The organism is Streptomyces sp. WM6372 (genome assembly GCF_001279655.1).
In the GTDB taxonomy this organism is placed as follows: Bacteria; Actinomycetota; Actinomycetes; order Streptomycetales; family Streptomycetaceae; genus Streptomyces.
In genome coordinates this window covers 1-16,964 of record NZ_LGDB01000183.1, presented here as the reverse complement: position 1 = coordinate 16,964, position 16,964 = coordinate 1, and the positions used below count along the sequence as shown (strand labels likewise).

Annotated in this window: 20 protein-coding genes; 6 read left to right on the top strand and 14 right to left on the bottom strand. The window is 72.3% G+C overall.

Going from position 1 to position 16,964, the window contains the following annotated elements; genetic code table 11:
• Positions 1–70: 70 nt before the first annotated feature.
• Positions 71–343 (top strand): hypothetical protein, encoded by a 273-nt coding sequence (locus ADK52_RS17635; RefSeq protein ID WP_182508457.1) that lies wholly within the window; start codon positions 71–73, stop codon positions 341–343.
• Positions 340–705: a hypothetical protein gene (locus ADK52_RS17630; RefSeq protein ID WP_053690779.1), complete on the top strand. Its 366-nt coding sequence runs from the start codon at positions 340–342 to the stop codon at positions 703–705. The genes ADK52_RS17635 and ADK52_RS17630 overlap by 4 nt, the downstream gene beginning before the upstream one ends.
• Positions 706–759: 54 nt before the next feature.
• Here the strand turns inward: ADK52_RS17630 and ADK52_RS17625 are convergent, their stop codons facing one another.
• Complete coding sequence (locus ADK52_RS17625) at positions 760–1,194, bottom strand: hypothetical protein (protein WP_053690778.1); 435 nt, start codon at positions 1,192–1,194, stop codon at positions 760–762.
• 188 nt (positions 1,195–1,382) lie between these two features.
• Between ADK52_RS17625 and ADK52_RS17620 the strand changes: the two genes are divergently transcribed.
• Positions 1,383–1,691: a putative quinol monooxygenase gene (locus tag ADK52_RS17620; protein WP_053690777.1), complete on the top strand. Its 309-nt coding sequence runs from the start codon at positions 1,383–1,385 to the stop codon at positions 1,689–1,691.
• A 108-nt stretch (positions 1,692–1,799) separates the two neighbouring features.
• On the opposite strand, the gene ADK52_RS17615 is transcribed toward ADK52_RS17620, so the two are convergent.
• Positions 1,800–4,262 carry a CehA/McbA family metallohydrolase gene (locus tag ADK52_RS17615; RefSeq protein ID WP_159045968.1) on the bottom strand — a complete coding sequence of 821 codons (2,463 nt, stop codon included), beginning with the start codon at positions 4,260–4,262 and terminating at the stop codon, positions 1,800–1,802.
• Between the two features lie 110 nt (positions 4,263–4,372).
• Entirely contained in the window at positions 4,373–5,164 is a 792-nt protein-coding gene (locus ADK52_RS17610; protein WP_053690775.1) for an SDR family NAD(P)-dependent oxidoreductase, read from the bottom strand.
• A 140-nt stretch (positions 5,165–5,304) separates the two neighbouring features.
• Between ADK52_RS17610 and ADK52_RS17605 the strand changes: the two genes are divergently transcribed.
• Positions 5,305–5,877 (top strand): TetR/AcrR family transcriptional regulator, encoded by a 573-nt coding sequence (locus ADK52_RS17605; RefSeq protein ID WP_053690935.1) that lies wholly within the window; start codon positions 5,305–5,307, stop codon positions 5,875–5,877.
• A 46-nt stretch (positions 5,878–5,923) separates the two neighbouring features.
• On the opposite strand, the gene ADK52_RS17600 is transcribed toward ADK52_RS17605, so the two are convergent.
• From ADK52_RS17600 to ADK52_RS43005, 3 genes are all read right to left on the bottom strand, one after another.
• Positions 5,924–6,193, bottom strand: coding sequence for an amphi-Trp domain-containing protein (locus ADK52_RS17600; RefSeq protein ID WP_063783880.1), 270 nt, complete (start codon positions 6,191–6,193; stop codon positions 5,924–5,926).
• A gap of 206 nt (positions 6,194–6,399) precedes the next feature.
• Positions 6,400–6,624, bottom strand: a complete 225-nt coding sequence (locus ADK52_RS17595; protein WP_053690774.1) for a hypothetical protein — start codon at positions 6,622–6,624, stop codon at positions 6,400–6,402.
• A 264-nt stretch (positions 6,625–6,888) separates the two neighbouring features.
• Positions 6,889–7,068, bottom strand: a complete 180-nt coding sequence (locus ADK52_RS43005; protein ID WP_182508896.1) for a hypothetical protein — start codon at positions 7,066–7,068, stop codon at positions 6,889–6,891.
• A 49-nt stretch (positions 7,069–7,117) separates the two neighbouring features.
• On the opposite strand from ADK52_RS43005, the gene ADK52_RS17590 reads away from it, so the two are divergent.
• Positions 7,118–7,567 carry a papain-like cysteine protease family protein gene (locus tag ADK52_RS17590; RefSeq protein WP_234343937.1) on the top strand — a complete coding sequence of 150 codons (450 nt, stop codon included), beginning with the start codon at positions 7,118–7,120 and terminating at the stop codon, positions 7,565–7,567.
• Positions 7,568–7,577: 10 nt separating this feature from the next.
• The gene (locus ADK52_RS17585) at positions 7,578–8,450 is read left to right on the top strand and encodes a hypothetical protein (RefSeq protein WP_053690772.1); all 873 of its coding nucleotides are present in this window, start codon (positions 7,578–7,580) and stop codon (positions 8,448–8,450) included.
• Between the two features lie 66 nt (positions 8,451–8,516).
• On the opposite strand, the gene ADK52_RS17580 is transcribed toward ADK52_RS17585, so the two are convergent.
• From ADK52_RS17580 to ADK52_RS41570, 8 genes are all read right to left on the bottom strand, one after another.
• Positions 8,517–9,953, bottom strand: a complete 1,437-nt coding sequence (locus ADK52_RS17580) for a zinc ribbon domain-containing protein (RefSeq protein ID WP_053690771.1) — start codon at positions 9,951–9,953, stop codon at positions 8,517–8,519.
• On the bottom strand, positions 9,950–10,522 hold the full coding sequence (locus ADK52_RS17575) for a phage tail protein (RefSeq protein WP_053690770.1): 573 nt from the start codon (positions 10,520–10,522) through the stop codon (positions 9,950–9,952). Before ADK52_RS17575 ends, ADK52_RS17580 begins: the two co-directional genes overlap by 4 nt.
• Complete coding sequence (locus tag ADK52_RS17570) at positions 10,519–12,480, bottom strand: putative baseplate assembly protein (RefSeq protein WP_053690769.1); 1,962 nt, start codon at positions 12,478–12,480, stop codon at positions 10,519–10,521. The genes ADK52_RS17575 and ADK52_RS17570 overlap by 4 nt, the downstream gene beginning before the upstream one ends.
• A complete protein-coding gene (locus tag ADK52_RS17565; protein WP_053690768.1) occupies positions 12,480–12,911 on the bottom strand; it encodes a GPW/gp25 family protein in 432 nt (143 codons plus the stop codon). Before ADK52_RS17565 ends, ADK52_RS17570 begins: the two co-directional genes overlap by 1 nt.
• Before the next feature lie 64 nt (positions 12,912–12,975).
• Complete coding sequence (locus ADK52_RS17560) at positions 12,976–14,892, bottom strand: VgrG-related protein (RefSeq protein ID WP_053690767.1); 1,917 nt, start codon at positions 14,890–14,892, stop codon at positions 12,976–12,978.
• Positions 14,892–15,614, bottom strand: coding sequence for a LysM peptidoglycan-binding domain-containing protein (locus ADK52_RS17555; protein WP_053690766.1), 723 nt, complete (start codon positions 15,612–15,614; stop codon positions 14,892–14,894). The genes ADK52_RS17560 and ADK52_RS17555 overlap by 1 nt, the downstream gene beginning before the upstream one ends.
• A gap of 31 nt (positions 15,615–15,645) precedes the next feature.
• Entirely contained in the window at positions 15,646–16,068 is a 423-nt protein-coding gene (locus tag ADK52_RS17550) for a phage tail protein (RefSeq protein ID WP_053690765.1), read from the bottom strand.
• A gap of 87 nt (positions 16,069–16,155) precedes the next feature.
• Positions 16,156–16,665: a hypothetical protein gene (locus ADK52_RS41570; protein WP_159045967.1), complete on the bottom strand. Its 510-nt coding sequence runs from the start codon at positions 16,663–16,665 to the stop codon at positions 16,156–16,158.
• Positions 16,666–16,964: the final 299 nt, after the last annotated feature.

Here is a 16,964-nt window from a genome sequence, read left to right as displayed (position 1 = left end):
ACGGCGTGCGAGGCGACGGGTTCTTCCATTTGATAGCGCCTGGTATCAGCAGCTAGCTATGGTGCTGGGTATGGGGAAGCAGACGAACATCCGGCTGGACGAGGCCGTCAAGGCGGCCGCCGAGCAACGGGCGAAGCGCCGCGGCTTGAGCTTGCAGGGGTACGTGGCCGATCTGATCGAGCAGGACGTGAACGAGTCTCGCGCCGCCTTCATGGCCGGTGCCACGGCGTTCCTGGCCTCGTACGCGGACCAGTTCGAGGAGGAGCTCGGCGAGGACCGCTACCCCGGTCTCCCGGCGGTTCCGGCGGGCCCGGCGGAGGCTGCGCCGAGGGATGCCGCGTGAACCTCCGGATCGATCTCGCTTGGATCCTGGCAGTGGCCCAGCAGATCCCGGGGGATCCCCAGGTCGTCGACTACGGGGTACCGGTAGCGGCGGAAGCGCGGCACCGGGCGGAGGTCCTGGACCACGAGGTCTACCCGGAGCCCCACCACAAGGCCGCGGCGCTGCTGTGCGAGCTGGCGAGGAACCCGAGCCTGGAGGCGAGGAACCTGCTGTTCGCGGCCACGGTGACCGCCGCCTACCTGTCGGCGTGCGGTCTCCGGGTGAGCCCGGGCCTGGACGCCGTGCTTCCCTTGGCCCGCGCGGCACGGGACGGGCTCCCGGTGAGGGACGTCGCCGCCCAGCTCAAGACCTGGACGAGCTGAACGAGCTGAACGACCCGTACGGGTCACCGCCGCGGGCCGACGTGCTCGGGAGCGTCACCGGTGCTCCTTCATGCCCTCGGCGATGAGGGAGACGCCGATGCCCAGCAGCCAGACGTCCTTGGCCAGCGGGATCCCCTGCTCGGTGGGACGCAGGCTGCCCTCCTGCCGCATGCCCGGCGTACGGAGGTAGAGACCGAGGGTGCCGGCGGAGAACGCGGTCAGCGCCACCCCGGCGACGGCGGCAGGAACGAGCGGCACGAGGAGCGCGGCGGCTATGGCGAGCTCCCCGGCGGAAAGCACACGGACGAACTTCTGGGCGTCCTGCTCGCCCAGGAACGGATACGTCCCGGCGGCGAACTGATGGAGCCGCTCGGCCGTGGCCTCGTCCGCTGCGCGTTTCGAGAGTCCGGAATGCAGGAAGAACGCGCCGGCCGTGAGCCTGAGCGGAAGCTGCCGCGCCGCCGAACGCCATGCCTCACAGGAAACCATGCCGAGCCTCCCAGCGATGACCCCACGTTCCACCCTGCCACCCCTCCGAAGCGTGTCAAACGGGCCAACCTCGTGGAATTGCCGCGTCGGCGGGTGTGTGAGCCGGGGGCGGCCCGCTCGGCGGTGTTTGCTGGCGGCAGCAAGGACCTCACCCGCGAGGCCGCCACGCGCCAGGAGGAACCGGAACCATGAAGTTCGCCCAGATCATCGACTTCGAGACCGAGCGCATCGACGAGGTGCGCAGCCTCCTGCGCACCTACGAGGAGCGGGCCCGCTCGCAAGGCCGGACCGGCGCCCCCGACTCCCGCACCCTGCTCCAGGACCGGGCCAACCCCAACCGCTACCTCGCCGTCGTCGAGTTCGACTCCTACGAGGCCGCCATGGCCAACAGCAAAGCACCCGAGACCAACGAGCTGGCCCAGCAGCTCTCGACGTTGATGACCAGGCCGCCGGTCTACACCGACTGCGACATCCAGGATCAGCAGCGCATCGGCTGACGTCGGCGGTCGCGCGTCGGCATCCTCCCAGGTCACCGCGACGGGCTCGGCGCTGCTACCGAGCGCCGAGCCGAGGACGCACGTCCTCGCGGTGGGGGACGGCTCCGGTCAGCCGGCGCTGATCGCCGTCACGTGGGTGGCGCCGTCGCGCAGAGCGGTGATGCGGACCTGCCCCGCGGGGAACGGGTCCCTCCCGTTCGGGCCGGGTATCTGCGCGAACGGGGTCCAGGAGCCGTCCGGCTTCCTGACGTTGTGCCATATCCGGCCGTCGAGCCCGACCGCCACGACCTGGGCGGAGCCGTCGGGCGTCCCCGCGATGCCGATGGCGCTGGCTCCCATGGTGGAGGTGGTGACGCCCCGCGGCGGCCGGAAGCCGGTCCACGAGCCGTCGGGCCGCCGTTCCTGGTGGTACACCAACCCGTCGAGGCCGATCGCGAGGACCTGGGCGGAGCCGTCGGGCATACCGGTGATCGCCAGGGCGGGGCCGGAGAACGTCGGAGCCCCGTTGTAGCCGGCCAGGCGCGCCCACGCCGTCCACGCACCGTCATGCCCCCGGAGGCAGTGGTACATGGCCCCGTCCGTGCCGTAGCAGAGCAGCTGGGCGGAGCCGTCGGGCATGGCGGCGATCGACACCTTCGTCGCACCCCAGCGGCCTTGCAGGGCGAAGCCGGACAGGGCCCGGAACCCGGGCAGGGTGCCGTCGGCGCGGCGCTGCTGGTGGAAGACGGTTCCGTCCATGGCCGTCACCACGATCTGGCAGGTGCCGTCGGGGAAGGCGGCGATGTCCGCCTCCCGGACGGTGAACCCGGTCGAGCCGTCCGGTCCCGCGACGCGCTGCCACGGCCTGAGCGTGGCCGGACCCCGTACGGCGGTCAGCCACAGACCGTTGTCGGGCGCGACGCCCAGCACCACGACGGAGCCGTCCGCCATGCCGGCCGCGGCGCTCTGGACTCCCGCGAACGATGTGGCGCCGGAGGCGGCGCCCGGGAGCGGACGCATAATGCTCCACGACCCGTCGGGGCGGCGCTCGGTGTGGAAGAGCGCACGCCGCTCGACGTCGTACGGGGGCAGTTGCGCGGAGGAGAACCACACCGGGTTGGTGATGGCCACCAGTTGGTCCAGCGTGGTGGAGGCGGGCTTGGGCCTGCGCACCTCGGCCCGGGCGAACAGGGAGGCCTTGCCCCAGCCGCGCCAGCGCAGTTGCCCCTGACCACTGCCGTCGATGCAGGTGGCGGCCATGATGCCCCACTCCGTGTACAGCGTGGCGATGCTGTCCGGGGCGCCCGTCACGTTCAGGGTGACGTCGACGGCGTCGAAGAACGACAAGGGCAGCTCCTCACCCGGCCCCGCGTCGGTCCCGCCGGCGCGGGCGGTGAAGTCAACGGTCACGGCAGCGGATTCGACGGCGTACGACCGGCCCATGCGCAGGGCGTCCAGTACGGCGGGCGTCGACAGGCTGGTGGCGCGCACCACGTTGTGGGGGCGGCCGACGGCGTCCGCGGGGCTGTGGGCGTCGCTGTTGCCCACGGCGGCGACCCGCTTGCCGAGGCAGAGCATGACGTGCCAGGCGGCGATGTTGGCCGCGTCGTCCAGGGTCCACGGGCCGTTCCACACCTCCAGCGCGTCCACGCGGTCGAGGCCGAACTCCCAGAAGGATCCGGCTGCCGGAGTGAGCGGATGGGCGGCGATCGTCAGGCCGCCCAGACCGTGCACGCGCCGGGCGTGGCCTTCGAACACCCCTTGGTCCGCGGGGCCGTAGCGCCAGTCCACCCATTCGCCCTGGGGCAGGCCGACGGCCAGCCAGTGGCCGTGGCGGGTGGTGACCTCCTCGGCGTTGATGACCAGCAGGTCGGTCGGGATGTTGCCGCGCCATGTCACCCCGGTGGAACTGGTGTTGTGGTCGGACGTGGCGATGAAGTGCAGCCCCTCCTGGCGGGCTGCCGCGACGATCTCGTCCACCGTGCGCTTCCCGTCGGAGTGCACGCTGTGCAGGTGCAGGTCGCCCCGGTACCAGCCCGGCCCCCGCCCCGCGACAGCGGCGGGCAGGATGTCGTACGGGGTCCGGGGCAGCGGGTCTCCGGCGTGCAGGGTGACGTCGACCTGCCAGGCCATGCCGCCGGCGGCGCCGACCATCGGCCCCAGGATGACGGACCAGCCGCCGGGCTCGACGGGCCCGGGTACGTACCCGGGAGTGGCGTCCGCCGCGGAGAGCGTGAACCCGGACCGTTCGCCGCCCGACCAGCCGCGGAACCCGGACGGGCCGAAGACGCCGAGGTCCAGGATGCCGGCGGCCGCGTCGTGGGAGGTGGAGACGGAGATCCGTTGCACGCCGGCGGGGACGTCGAAGGCGACGTACGCCCACTGGTCGTTGCCGTACGGGGAGTGGCCCTGGTAGGTGGTGGTCACCTCGCCGGTCCCCTGGCCCCTCGTCGCGGCGTGGGCGATCGGTGCGGGCACCAGAGCTGCGGCTCCGCCCGCGGCGAGCAGGGCCGCTAATCGGAGCAGGGACCTGCGATCGACACCCGGGGCGACGAGGCCGGGTGCGGCGTTCGGGAGGTGTTCACTCGACACAGCCGTGTTCTCCGTTCACGTGAGGCGGCAGGGAAGGCGTGCGGGTGCGTGTGGGGTACGGCGGGGGGGGGGGGGGGGGGTCCCGCCCGGCGGCGCGGGACCGCCGCTCGCTAGCGGCGTGAGCGCTGGGCATCGACGATCTGTCGCACGGAGCCGTCGACGTCCGCCCGGGCCTGGACCCGCTCCGCGAAGCCGGGGAACTGCCCCGCGACGGCGCTCAGCAGCCGCAGCTCCAGCGGTGCCACGTTGACCTCGCACCGGTCGCGTCGGACGGCCCGTACGACTCCGTCGGCGACCTGGCCGGGCCTGACGGTCCTGATGCCGTTCGGCGTCGAGGCACCGGTGTCCGCGAACATTCCGGCGTCGCGGACGAAGCCGGGCTGGACCACGGACACCCCCACCCCCGTGCCCCTGAGGTCCTGGCGCAGGCCGAGGGCGAAGCCGCGCAGCCCGAACTTCGTCGCGTTGTACAGGGAGGTCGACCGGGTCGCCGCCTTGCCGGAAAGGGAACCGACCAGAACGATGTGGCCGCGGCCACGGGCCGCCATGCGTGCCGCGAGCAGCCGGGACAGCAGGACGGGCGCGCGCAGGTTGACGTCGAGGGCGCGGTCGAGCTGCTCCTCTGTGTAGTCCAGGAGCGCGCCGCTGGCGGGCAGAGCGGCGTTCGCGACGAGGACGTCCGCCTCCGCGCAGCTCTCCGCGAGGTGGCCGACGTCGGACCGGACGGCCAGGTCGGCGACGACGGTACGGGCGCCACAGGCGTCCGCGATGGCCTTGAGGGCTTCCTCCCGCCGCCCGGTGACCGTAAGGCGGGCCCCCTCCGCGGTCAGCCGTGCGGCGAGGGCGGAGCCGATGCCTCCGGTGGCCCCGGTGAGCAGTACGTTCGATCCGGATATGTCCACAACGACTCCCGTGCGGCGTCCCTTTGCTGTTCGTTCGAACGAACAGTAGGGATCGCTCCGCCCGGTGTCCACACCGCGGCCGTCCCCAACTCCCCGCCCCGCCCGGACAGTCGCGGCGGCCGATGGGGCAGAATGTCGACATGCCCCACGCTTCCGCCACCCGCCAGAGCATCATCGACGCCGTACTGCGGATCATCGGGCAGGACGGCATCGCCGCCGTCACCAACCGGCGGATCGCCAAGGAGGCCGACGTCTCCCTCGGTTCCGTCACCTACCACTTCGCCACCCAGCACGAGCTGCTGCGCGAGAGCCTGCTGCACTTCGTGGGCGAGGAGACCCGGCACTTCACGGCACTCGCCGACGCATGCTCGGACGACCGCTTCGACATCGGGCAGGCGGCCGAGGTGGTGGCCCAGGTCGCGGGCGGCAACGCCTTCGACAGTCGCCACATCGCGCCGTTCGAGCTGTATGTCCAGGCCGGCCGCGACGAGCGGCTGCGCGCCGCCGCGGCCGAGTCCTTCGCCGCCTACGACCTGCTGGCCACCCGGATCCTGACCCAACTCGGCGTGCCGGACCCCGAACGCCTGGCCGGCGCGGCCGTCGCCCTGGTCTTCGGGCAGCAGTTGCGCCGCCTGGCCACCGGGGCCCCGGCCGAGGAGCTCGTCGACACCCTGCTGATCCTCACGAAGTTCACCCCGGAGCAGACCGCGTAGGCGGCGCGGTCGAGGGCTGCTTCGCCGACGCCCGCACGCCGAGTCCCTACTCCTCGTCGGACGCTGTCCGCGGTGACGCGGCCCCGGTCTGCGGGGTGGGCCACTTGAGTTCGATCTCCAGCTCGATCTGCCCGTCTCCGACTTCGACCTCGATTTCCGTACGGAGTTCGTCGGGGACCCGCAGGCTCAGGGTCCCAGGTCCGAGTTGCAGTTCGGCATTGCCGCCGTGCCTCAGCGCCTCCGCGAGTGCGGAGAGCTGATCGGCGGCCTCAAGGCGTGACAGGGAGCTTTTCTGCTCAAATTTGAGGTCCTTCACGGATGTCTCCAATCCGCTGCGAACAGCGGGCACAGCAGCTAGGGCTCATTGTGACGCGGCGCGGCAGGTCGGGCATCCCGGGAGGCCCGGGCGCCCATCCGCCCAGAGCGCGGCGAAGGCCGCCTCCCTCTCCACGTCTCACCACGGTTTTCGAGGGCCACCGCCCCGCGGCCGCTCTCGGAATCCGCTGACGACCGTTGTTGCTTCTAGCCGCCGCCCCTGTGGAGGAAGAGAAGAAGGTTGTTGGCTTGGGCGGGGGTCAGTTCAACCGGAACGCTATGGGGAGCCGGCCTCCCGTCGGCGATGGCGAGGAGGCAGTCCTCGGCTTGCTCGGGTGGGACGCTGTCGAGGATTTCATTGACCAATTTCATCATTTGTTCGTCGGAGAGTGCTTCCGGATCGGTCGGGTCTTTCGGCTGCTTCTTGTCCATTTCCATCCTTGCGCGTAGCGATGTGTTCGAACCTCTGTGCCCTTGCCGCGGGTCTTGGCCTGAGGTCTGCTTTGCTCTCGCGAATTCACCTGTATCGCGGCGATTGTCCGTCGGGCCGCATTCGCCCGCCGCCCCATCATGGGGAAGTCGTGGCGCGCGAAGCCAGAACAAACTGCTCATGTCGCCCACGATCCGGTGGGGGCGGTAGTGGTCCACGGCGGATCGGGGGACTTGCTCTGTGCCACATGATGATCGGACAAATAATCAGTATGGGGTAATTTCAGAAAAACCCCTTATGTGCCCCGGACATGATGCGCTGTCATATTCCTGCCAGATCGCCCCGTTCATCTCGTTGAACCCATCAGGGGAAGGCAGGAAAATGGGCAGGTTCAGGTACGGAACCACGGCGTCGGCCATCGCGCTGGCCGCCTTGGGATCGCTCACGGCCGTGGGAGGCACGGCTCACGCGGAAGCGGGTCAGGACACCATCAGCATGCTGAAGCAGGAGAAGACCCAGTGGTGCTGGGTCGCCTCCGGGCTGACCATCGCCAAGTTCCAGGGCTTAGGCTCCACGCAGACGGACTTCTGCAACCGGGCCCAGCCCTACTACGGCTGCAACAACCAGCCCGCCACGCTCGACGACATGGCCAGGGGCTGGAGCAGCCTCGGAATGGCCCACACCGGCTCGGCCCTGAGCAGCGCGGCCACGTTCAACCAGGTGTACACCGACGTCAAGGCGGCCCGGCCGATCGGTGCCCGCATCGGGTGGACGTCCGGTGGTGGCCACATGAACGTGGTCTACGGCTTCGACACGTCGAACACCACGATCGCCGTGGCCGACCCGTGGCCGGACACCACCACGTACACGTGGTGGAACTACAACGACTACGTGAGCAACAGCTCGTCCAAGTGGACCCACTCCCGCATCGGCATCTCCCGCTAAGGCAGGCGACATGCGTGACACCGAAAAGTCCAGCGAGCGGGCGGGCTCTCGCTTCTCCCGCCTGTCCATCGTCATCGCACTGAGCGCATCCGCACTGCTGTCCGTCGTCGGTCCGGCCCATGCGGCCCCGGCCAAGGACCCCCTCCCGGCCGACATCCCCGACTATCAGGCCGCCCTCAACGCGGTGAAGTCCACCGACGTCCGCAACGCCGTCTGCCGCTTCCTGCGCACTCCGCTGCCCGCAGACGGCGCCGGCGGGCCGGTGCAGACGATCCCCGAAACGGCCGAGCCGTGCCAGGGCCTCCCGGTCTTCACGATCAAGGACCCGCTGGCACGGAACGAGATCACCCCCGGGTTCGTCGCCGGCACCGCCAAGCCCCTGCCCACCGAGGCGATCAAGCTGACGCAGCTGGTCTCCTCGCTCAGCACCACCGTCAACGGCCGCAACGCAACCGTCATGCTCGCCCCCACCCAGGGAGGCGGCTGGCACCTGGCAGCCGTGCGCGACGGCGACAGCGACGCCGCGTACGCCGGCAAGGCCACCTTGGGCACGCTGGTCTTCACCGAGCCGCAGATCCGGGGCTGGTACCAGCTCAAGCTCACCACCGTCGAGCCCCTCAACGACCAGGCCAGGGAAGGCCTGGGCGGCCAGGCATCGGTGTCGCTCAGCGATTACCAGAAACTGGTCAAGGCCCGCTATGCCGACAAGCTGCCCGGCTCGGAGTACGACACCAACGGCTACTCCAGCGGCTACAGCACCCAGCGCGAGGCCGACGGCTCCTCGCCCTCCGCCCTGCTCCTCGCCGGCGGTTCCAGTGCGGCCCTCGCCCTCGCGGGCGGGGCCGCCCTGCTCCGCCGGCGCAGGCGCACAAGCGCCGGCTGAGCCCAACCCGTACGCGCCCTCGCTCCGTCCCGGCAGCCGGCCGGGGCGGAGCGAGGGCGCGTACGGTCAGGAGCGGTTGGCGTTCGACGGGCCGAAGAACTCGATCTCCGAGATGGCGACCTGCTTGTCGGCGGAGGTCGCGTGCGACGACTCGACGGTGAAGCGGACCTTCGTGACCTCGCCGACGCGGAACGGACGCCGCTGGCCGCCCGCCCCCTGATCCAGGATCAGCCGGCGCGTGGTGACCTTGCCGTCCTTCCCGGTGATCGTCGCCGTGACGCGGTGCGGCAGGGCGGACTCGCCGACCTTGTCGGCCCGCACGGAGACGCCCGGAGTGATGATCAGGTCCAGCAGCCGGGTCGGCTCGCTGAAGGTGGCCTCGATCCACTCGCCTTGGCCGGACTGGGAGACGCCGGGGCCCCACCAGGTGTTGCTGCGCTTGTCGAAGGCGAGCTCCGGCTGGTGGCCGGGGTACGAGCGGGATGCCGCGAGCCGGTCCGGGGCGACCGGGGCGCGCTTGGCGAAGTGGTCCCGGGCGGCCTGGACACGATCGGGCAGGTACACGAAACCGAGCACGGCCGCGGTGGCGACGACGACAAGGACGATCCAGGTGCCGATGCGGTCGAAGACGCGCCGCAGCCGGGGACGGTCGCCCGCCCACGGCGTCTCGCGGTGCCGCCCGCCGAAGATGCGGCGCCACCAGGGCGCCCGTCCCGGTACGGCGGCCTCGCCGGTCACGGCCAGCGGCATCGCGCAGCGCACGCAGTAGTGGCGGTCGGAACGGTTGGGCGTCGAGCACCAGCGGCACGGCGGGCCGCCCTCGATGCCGGGCTGCTGTCCCGGGGCGCGTACGGCGGGCCGGCCGGTGTCCGGGCGGCCGGGCAGGACGGGCCGGGCGGCTTCCGGAGCGGGATGCGGCGCCTCCGGGTCCGCCACGGGCACCAGGAGGGACCGCGCTCGGTCGGACATGGTGTCGTCCGACGGCCCGGACCGATCCGGTTCCCCGCCCCGCCGGGCCGGCCCGGCGGGCCCGGCGGCGGCGGGCGTTCCCGTGGCTTCCGAACTCCTGGCGGTCCCCGGGCCGGCCGGTTCCTCCGGCTCCTCCGGTTCCTCCCGATCCGACGCCGATCCCAGCGGACCGCCGGAGACGGAAGCCGGAGCGGGCCCGGTGCCGCCACTGCTGCCGGCGGCGCGCGCCGCCCGTGGCGCAGGGATGGCGTCCATGGTGCCCGCAGTCGTGCCGGCGGGCGCGGGCGCGGGCGCGGGTACACCGGTGTCCGAGCCGCCCGCCGTTCGGGCGTCGGGCGCGTTCCGGTCCGGCCGTGCGGCCTCGTACGGGGTCCCCGCCGTGTCAGCGGCGGGTCCGCGCAGGTGTGACGACGAGACCGCGGGCCGCGCGGCACGGGCGTCCCGGTCCCAGCCGAGCACGGCGCCGCACGCGTCGCAGAAGGACTGGCCCGGTTCTGCGGGCGTTCCGCACTCGGCGCAGTTCTGCGTGCTCATGTCTCCGGGTTCCTTTCGGTGGCGGTCACCTCGACCGCGTACGGCATGTGGGCGGGGCGGGCGGCGGCGACCAGGGAGTCCAGGCGGTGGATGTCGGCCGGAGTCGGGTCGGGCAGCCGCAGGGCGACGTGCAGACGGGGGCGCGGGGCGCCGGGGAAGGGGCCGAGCGGGCGGGCGCTCCAGTCGGCGCCGCCGCTCTCGGTGATCTCGGGTGCGACGCCGAACGCGAGGCGTACCGCCTCCGCGAGGCCACGGCGGGTACCGCGGATCCGGTGCAGCGCGACGGCGGCCGCGACGGCGGCCCGCAGCCGGGGCTCGGGCTCGCCGCCGTCCGTCTCGGCACCCACCCAGGTGCCGAGCCACCGCGCGAAGTCGGCCGGGGCCAGCGCCGGGTCGAAGTAGGTGTCCAGACAGTCCAGGACGTTCAGGATGGGCGCGATGACGTCGTCGAGTCCGCCGACGAACCGCTGGGCCAGGTCGTCGTCGGCGAAGACGGCCGGGAGCATCGTGCCGAGGGGGAGTGCGGAGCCGAGGCCGTCGACGGATCCCCGGCGGGAAGCGGCCGTCATCCGCCGTCCCCCATCACCCGGACGCGGTGGTCGAAGGAGAAGACCAGCGAGGGCCGTTCCAGGTCGATGCGGTCGGTCGGGTCGCCGCGCTTGCCGGTGAGGGGGTCTGCGGGATGCAGGACGACCTGGTCGACGAGTTCCACGCCCGGGACCCGCTGCAGGACCGCGAACACCTCGCCGGTCTGGACGGGCCGGCCGAAGGGCCAGCCCTGACCGTCCGCGCCCCCGGTCAGCGGGTCGAGGTGGCGGTAGAGCGCGTCGTGCGCCTGGCGGCGCACCCGGTCGGTGTCGACGCCGCGGAAGGCGTGGACCGTGGCGACGACGGTGACGCCCTGGTAGTACGGAGGGCCGACGGCCAGCCGGGTGCCGATGAGACGGCGCTCGTCGAGGTGCCGGGTGATCCGGCTCAACAGGGCGTCGCCGGGCACGAGCTGCTCGAAGCGCAGGCGGCCGCCCGGGTCCGGGACGGCCTGGGGGACGACGAGGACGCGGACCGCGTAGGCGCCGTGCCTGCCTTCCTCGCCCTCCAGGCAGGTGATGCGCGCGGTCTCGGGCGCGGCGCGGCGGGCGAGCTCCTCGTAGTCGCGCAGGGTGACGGCGCGGTCCTGGGCGCGGAGCGTGATCGGCGCCCGCAGCTTGGCCTCCTCGACCGTCTCGCCGTCGACGCCGCCGCGCGCCGCCTCCCGGTTGACGACCTCGGCGACGTACGGGATGGAGGTGCGCAGCACCTGGACGGCGCCGCGCGCCACGTTGCCGCCGCGACCGCCGCCGGTGCGGTAGCGGTGGGCACGCACGACGGCGCCCTTGGGGGCGACCGCTCCGTACTGGCGCAGCGTCCCGTCCGGTTCGCGGACGGCCGGGCCGAAGGCGATCTCGCCGGTGGCGGCGTCCAGGGTGACGTGGCGGTCGCCGGGCCGGGAGGCGGCGAAGTGCGGGACCACCTGCCAGTCCTGCCAGCCGTCGTCGTCGGCGGCGGTCTGCAGGAGCATCGGCGGGTCGTCGGCGACGACCGGAGCGTGGGCGAGCCGCAGCCGCTGGCCGGGCAGTCCGGTGGCCTCGCCGAGGGCCTCGTCGTGGACGGTCTCGGCGTGCACGGCGCGGGTGGTGCCACCGATGGTGTACGCCTCGACGGAGCGGATGCTCGGCGAGGTCGTGTAGAAGGGCTGGCCGGGCAGCGGATCGGTGGCGCGGCAGCGGACCCAGCCGGCCTCGTGCCCGCCGACCCGTGAGAGCACGTGACCGCCGGGCACGTGCAGGACGACGTCGCCGGGCCGGTTGAGACCGCCCGTGCCGTCCCGGTCCACCTCGCAGGGCTGCCAGCCGTCCTCGGTCCACGCCTCCCACACCAACGGCGGCTGGCGGGGATCGACACCGACGCCGTCGACGCGGCTGTCGAGCTCCAGCGCGAGCGCGCAGTGCGGAGCTGCCGCGGTCAGACCGATGAGCATGCAGTCGCCGGGGTTCGGGGCCTCGGCGAAGCACAGCACGTCCTTGCCCTCGACGAGGTCCGTGGTGCGGTCCCCGACGGGCTGCCCGTGGTGCTGCACCACCACGTGGGACATCGCGCACGGGACGACGGCCAGGTCGCGCTCGGTGGCGAAGACGACGGCCTCCTCCCGCTCGGTGCGCAGCGTGGCGACCTCGGCACCGGCCGGGACCAGGACCACGTCCTCCTGGGGCGCGGACAGCCAGAAGGTGACGTCCGTGCGCGCCGCGGAGGGCGGGAAGAGGGTGATGCCCACCAGGTCGAGGAAGGCCAGGTGGTTCTTCTCCGGTACGCGGTTGAGCCGGTAGACGATCTGGTCCGCCATGTGCGCGACCGTCTCGACGAGCGTGACGCCGGGGTCGGAGACGTTGTGGTCGGTCCACTCCGGGGCGCGCTGCTGGATGTAGCGCTTGGCGTCGTCGACGAACTGCTGGAAGCGCCGGTCGTCGAGGTTGGGGGAGGGCAGGGACATCAGCGGTCGCTTTCCAAGGAGCCCGGCGCGCCCGGCTCGTCGTGGGAGGGGATGACGTAGAAGGGGAAGACGAGGCTGCGCGGGTTGTTGGTCCCGCGGATGGAGTACCGGACGTCGATGAACAGGACGCCCTGGTCGGTACCGGTCGAGACCTCCACGTCGTGGACCTCGATCCGGGGTTCCCAGCGGTCCAGGCTCACGAGCACCTCGTGCTGGATGCGACCCGCCGTCTGCTCGTTGACCGGGGCGAAGACGAGGTCGTGGATGGCGCAGCCGAATTCCGGGCGCATCGGCCGCTCGCCCGGGGCGGTGGCCAGGACGAGCCGGATGGCCTCCTCGACCTCGCGCTCACCGCTGACCAGGGCGATGCCCCCGGTGGGGCCGATGCGCATCGGGAACGCCCAGCCCGAGCCGACGAACTGTTCGGCCATCAGGGGGCCACCTGCCTTTTCCTTCTGCCGGCGGCACGGGGGCGCGCCGGTGCGGTCCGTCCGGTCATGCGGGGAGGGGGTACTTCACGGTGTTGACGAAGACGAGGCCCTGGAGGTCGAGCCGGACGGCGCGGATGCCCACGTTGGCCACGGAGTTGATCTGCACCGTGCCGACGGAGGAGATCATGGCGGCGCCCAGGGTCTTGAGGCTGAGCGCGCCCATCGCGTCGATGCTGACGGCGCCCGCGAGCGACCTGACGTTGACGATGCCGCGGCCCTGGATGTCGAGGGGGCCGCCGCTCTTGATGGTGAGCCGGCGCCGGGCGCTGAGCGTCAGGTCGGTTCCGGCCTCGACGGACACCGAGCGGCCGCCCTTGATGGTCACCGACCCCTCGCTGTCGACGGTGATCTCCGTCTTGGTGCGGTCGAGGTTGATGGTCAGCCGGTCGTCACCGCTGGCGATGCGCACGCCCTGCCTGCGCCCGCCGGTCCGCTGGCTGAGCAGGTCGACGCGGTTGGCCTGCCGGTCGGACAGGGTGTGCCGGGCGGCCTTCCGCTTCAGCCCGTCGTGCAGGGGCACGTCGTCGACCCGGGTCGGCAGGTCCCGGCCGTTGTAGAGACCGCCGATCACGAACGGGTGGTCCAGCGCGCCCCGGTCGAAGGCGACCAGCACCTCGTCGCCGACGTCCATGGGGAAGATGCCGCCGCCGCCCACGCCTCCGGACTGCACGCTGCGGGCCCAGTCGCTCACGTACGTGTCGTCCAGCCACGGGAACTGGAGTTTGACGCGCCCCTGCTTCAGCGGATCCTGCACGTCGGTGACGATGGCGTTCGCGACCCCGGGCAGCCGGGAGGCGCTCATGGCGTCCGCGCCGCCCCCGCCCGACGCGAGCCCGTAGAGGGAGCGCCACTGGCGTCCGCTCACCGTGATCCAGGACTCGTAGTGCTTGCCGTCGCCGAAGACGTGCCGCACGGAGGTGACGGTGTACTTGCCCTCGAAGGGCCTGCCCACGTCGCCGAGGGCCACGGGCACGCCCGGCCGCAACTGGGGATTGCCGTACACCGCGACCTCCAGCTCCGCGAACGACGAGGTGACGTCGGCGGCGAGGGCCTTGGCGGCGCTCTGGACCTCGTCCTGCCGGTCGTACGGCGTGGCGGTCTCGACGAGTTGCGCCGACGCGAACTTCCCGGCCGCCTGGCCCGGGGTGAGGCCGATGGAGACGCCCGGATCGGTGGCGGCCGGGGCCGTCTCGACGATCTTCTTCTTGGTGGTGACGTTCCAGCCGCGCGACTCGACCGTGCCGACCTGGTCGGCGGCGGTGACCGCCGCCCGCAGCCGCAGGATGTCGTGGCCGGCCTGGAGCACGAAGGGACTCTTGTCACCGTCGGTCTGCGGGGACGGCCCGCCGGCCGAGGGGGTCGGCGTGACGAACCGGAACTTCCCCCCGGAGTCCAGTGACATCACCATGTTGTTCTCGTCGGCGAGCCGGGAGAGGAAGTCCCAGTCGGTGACGTTGGACTGGCTGATGAACCCGTACGTGCCCTTCGTCGGCTGGATCCGGCCGATCGGCACGCCGTCCAGGGCAGCGAGCTTGCGGGCGATGTCGGAGGCCTTCTGGTTCCGGTAGGCGGCGACACGGCGCTGGCGCATCATCCGGTGCCCGAGGTCGTAGCCGCGGATCACCGTGAAGCTTCCGGTGCCGTCGTAGTCGGCCTCCAACGCGGTGACTTCGCCGGTCAGCAGGGGCTTGCCACCCCCCTGGCCGTCGGCGATCGGCGTGAGGACCACCCTCGTCCCGAACGTGACGCCGAGCTTGCCGAGGACCAGACGGTACGGGTCCCGGAAGGTCAGCCGGAACGCGGCGGGAACGCCGACGCCCTGGTCGACCCAACCCTCCACGAGCAGCGGGGCGATGTCGTCGGGGAGCTTCGCGGAGCCGATCCGCACCTGCATGATGCTGGAGAACGAGGGCTGCACCATCAGCGCGACACCTCCTCGGGCGCGGGCAGCACCAGTTCGGTGCCCGTCGGCAGCCGGGACGGGTCGTCGATGCCGTTGATCTCGGCGATCGCCCGCCAGACGGTGGCCGTGCCGTACTCCCGCCACGCCAGCGACTGCAGTGAGTCGCCGGCCACGACCCGGTGCACGCGCTGGGCGGTGAGGGCGCCGGACGTCGGGTTCTGGCCCTTGGTCTTCCCCGGGATCTCCACCAGGTGCACCTGGCAGGTCGCACGGATGGGCACGCCCGTGGTGCCGAAGAGGCTGTACGACGCCTCGACGGAGCTCACGTACGCGACGAAGCGGGCCGTGGAGAACGACCCCCACTCGAACACCACCCACGGTGGCGACGGCTGGTCGGCGGCGATGCTCTTCGCCGTCACCTCGCAGCAGGCCAGCAGCGACTCCACCTTCTTCAGCACCGTATTGCCCGTCGGCGCGGTCGACGAGTCCAAGAAGATCTCCAGCGTCATCTCGCGCGGCTCGGCGCCCATGAACTCCGGCTTGGAGCCGTCGCGCACCGCCATCGTCGGCGTGGCCTTCCACTGGGCGCGCTGACTCAGGGACAGCTGCGCCGGATTGAACTCGAAGCCGAACGTGCGCATCAGCGCCCCGGGCGTCGTACTCGTCCCGACCGGGGGCTCGTGGATCGCCAGCGTCGCGCGCACCAGGCTCTTGCCGGCGCCCCTGCTGCTCGTGGCCATGGGTGTGGTTCCTTTCCGCTCTGCCGCGCCGTCAGTCCGTGAACCCGTGGTGGGCGATCTCCAGGACCTCCGTGGCCACGGCGGGGCTCGCGGGGTTGAGGGTGGGGCCCTGCCAGCTCACGGGCAGGACGTCGATGAGCCCCCAGCGGGCCACCAGCGATCCGTCGGCTCGCAGCGCCGCGATCTGTGCGGTGGGCCGCTTGATCCCCGTCTGGACCGACGAGATCCACTTGGCGACCTTCGCGGTGTCCGGCGTCAGGGGCCGGGTGAGCCGGATGGTGGAGAAGGTGACCCGGGTGGGCAGCTGCCACACGAAGCCGTTGTTGCCGCCCTCCTGGCGGTGCTCGACCTCCACCTGGGACGACAGGCCTTCGCACCCGTTGAAGTAACCAAGGCTCTCGCCGTCGATGGTGAGGGTGAACCAGATGGTGGACCCGGGGTCCTGGCGGGGCATCCGAGGTGGGCCTTTCTGTCGTTCTTCGGTGGGCCGGTGGGCCGGTGGGCGGGGTCCGGGGTCCGGGGTCCGGGGTCCGGAGGTCCGTCAGGCGCGCGGATCGCGGAGTCTGCCGATCCGTTCGCGGTCCATGCGCAGTTCCGTGCGGACGAGGCGGGTGACCCGGTCGATGATCCGGTGCACCAGCTCGTCCAGCTGGAAGTCGGTCAGTTCGCGCGGATCGAACGCGCCGGCGGGGACCGCGGGGTGCTCGGGCGTCGGGGCCTCCTGGGAGACCGACCCGGGAACCGGACGGCCGCCGGGCGGGGGCGCACCCTGCGCCACGGGCGGTGTCGCGTACGTCGGCGGCGGTCCGGGCGGCGAGGCCTGCTGCGACGGCGGCCGCAGATGCTCCAGCGTCGAGGCCACCGTGGCCGACGCGGCGGCCGCGAGCGCGCCGATGGACCGGCCGGAGCCGGAGCCGGAGCCGGAACCGAAGGAGGGGAGTCGCTGGACCGCGGGTCCGGAGGGCGACGGACCCCCGGTCGGCGCCCCGGCCGCCGGGAACGCGGTCGACGCCAGGGGCGCGGCCGCGGGCGGCGGAGTCAGCGGTGCCACCGGGAGCGGACCGCGCGCCGGGGCGTCCCCACCGGGCACGGCGGTCCGGCGCAGCGGAACGCCCCGCACGGGGAAGGCCCGTTGGACGGGAAGGCCCCCGGCCGCACGGGGAAGGTCCGGCGCGGGCGGCGGCGTTGGCGGGAATCCCGGTGCGAGCGGCATCGCCGGAGGCGGTGCGGTCGGCGCCGGGGCGCGCCGCTGGGCGGGCGGGGGAGGTGATGCGCCGGGACGGGGAGTGCGGTGTTCCGGGGTGGGGGCTGGTGCTGTGTGGGCGGGTATGCCGAGGGGGGAGTGCTGTT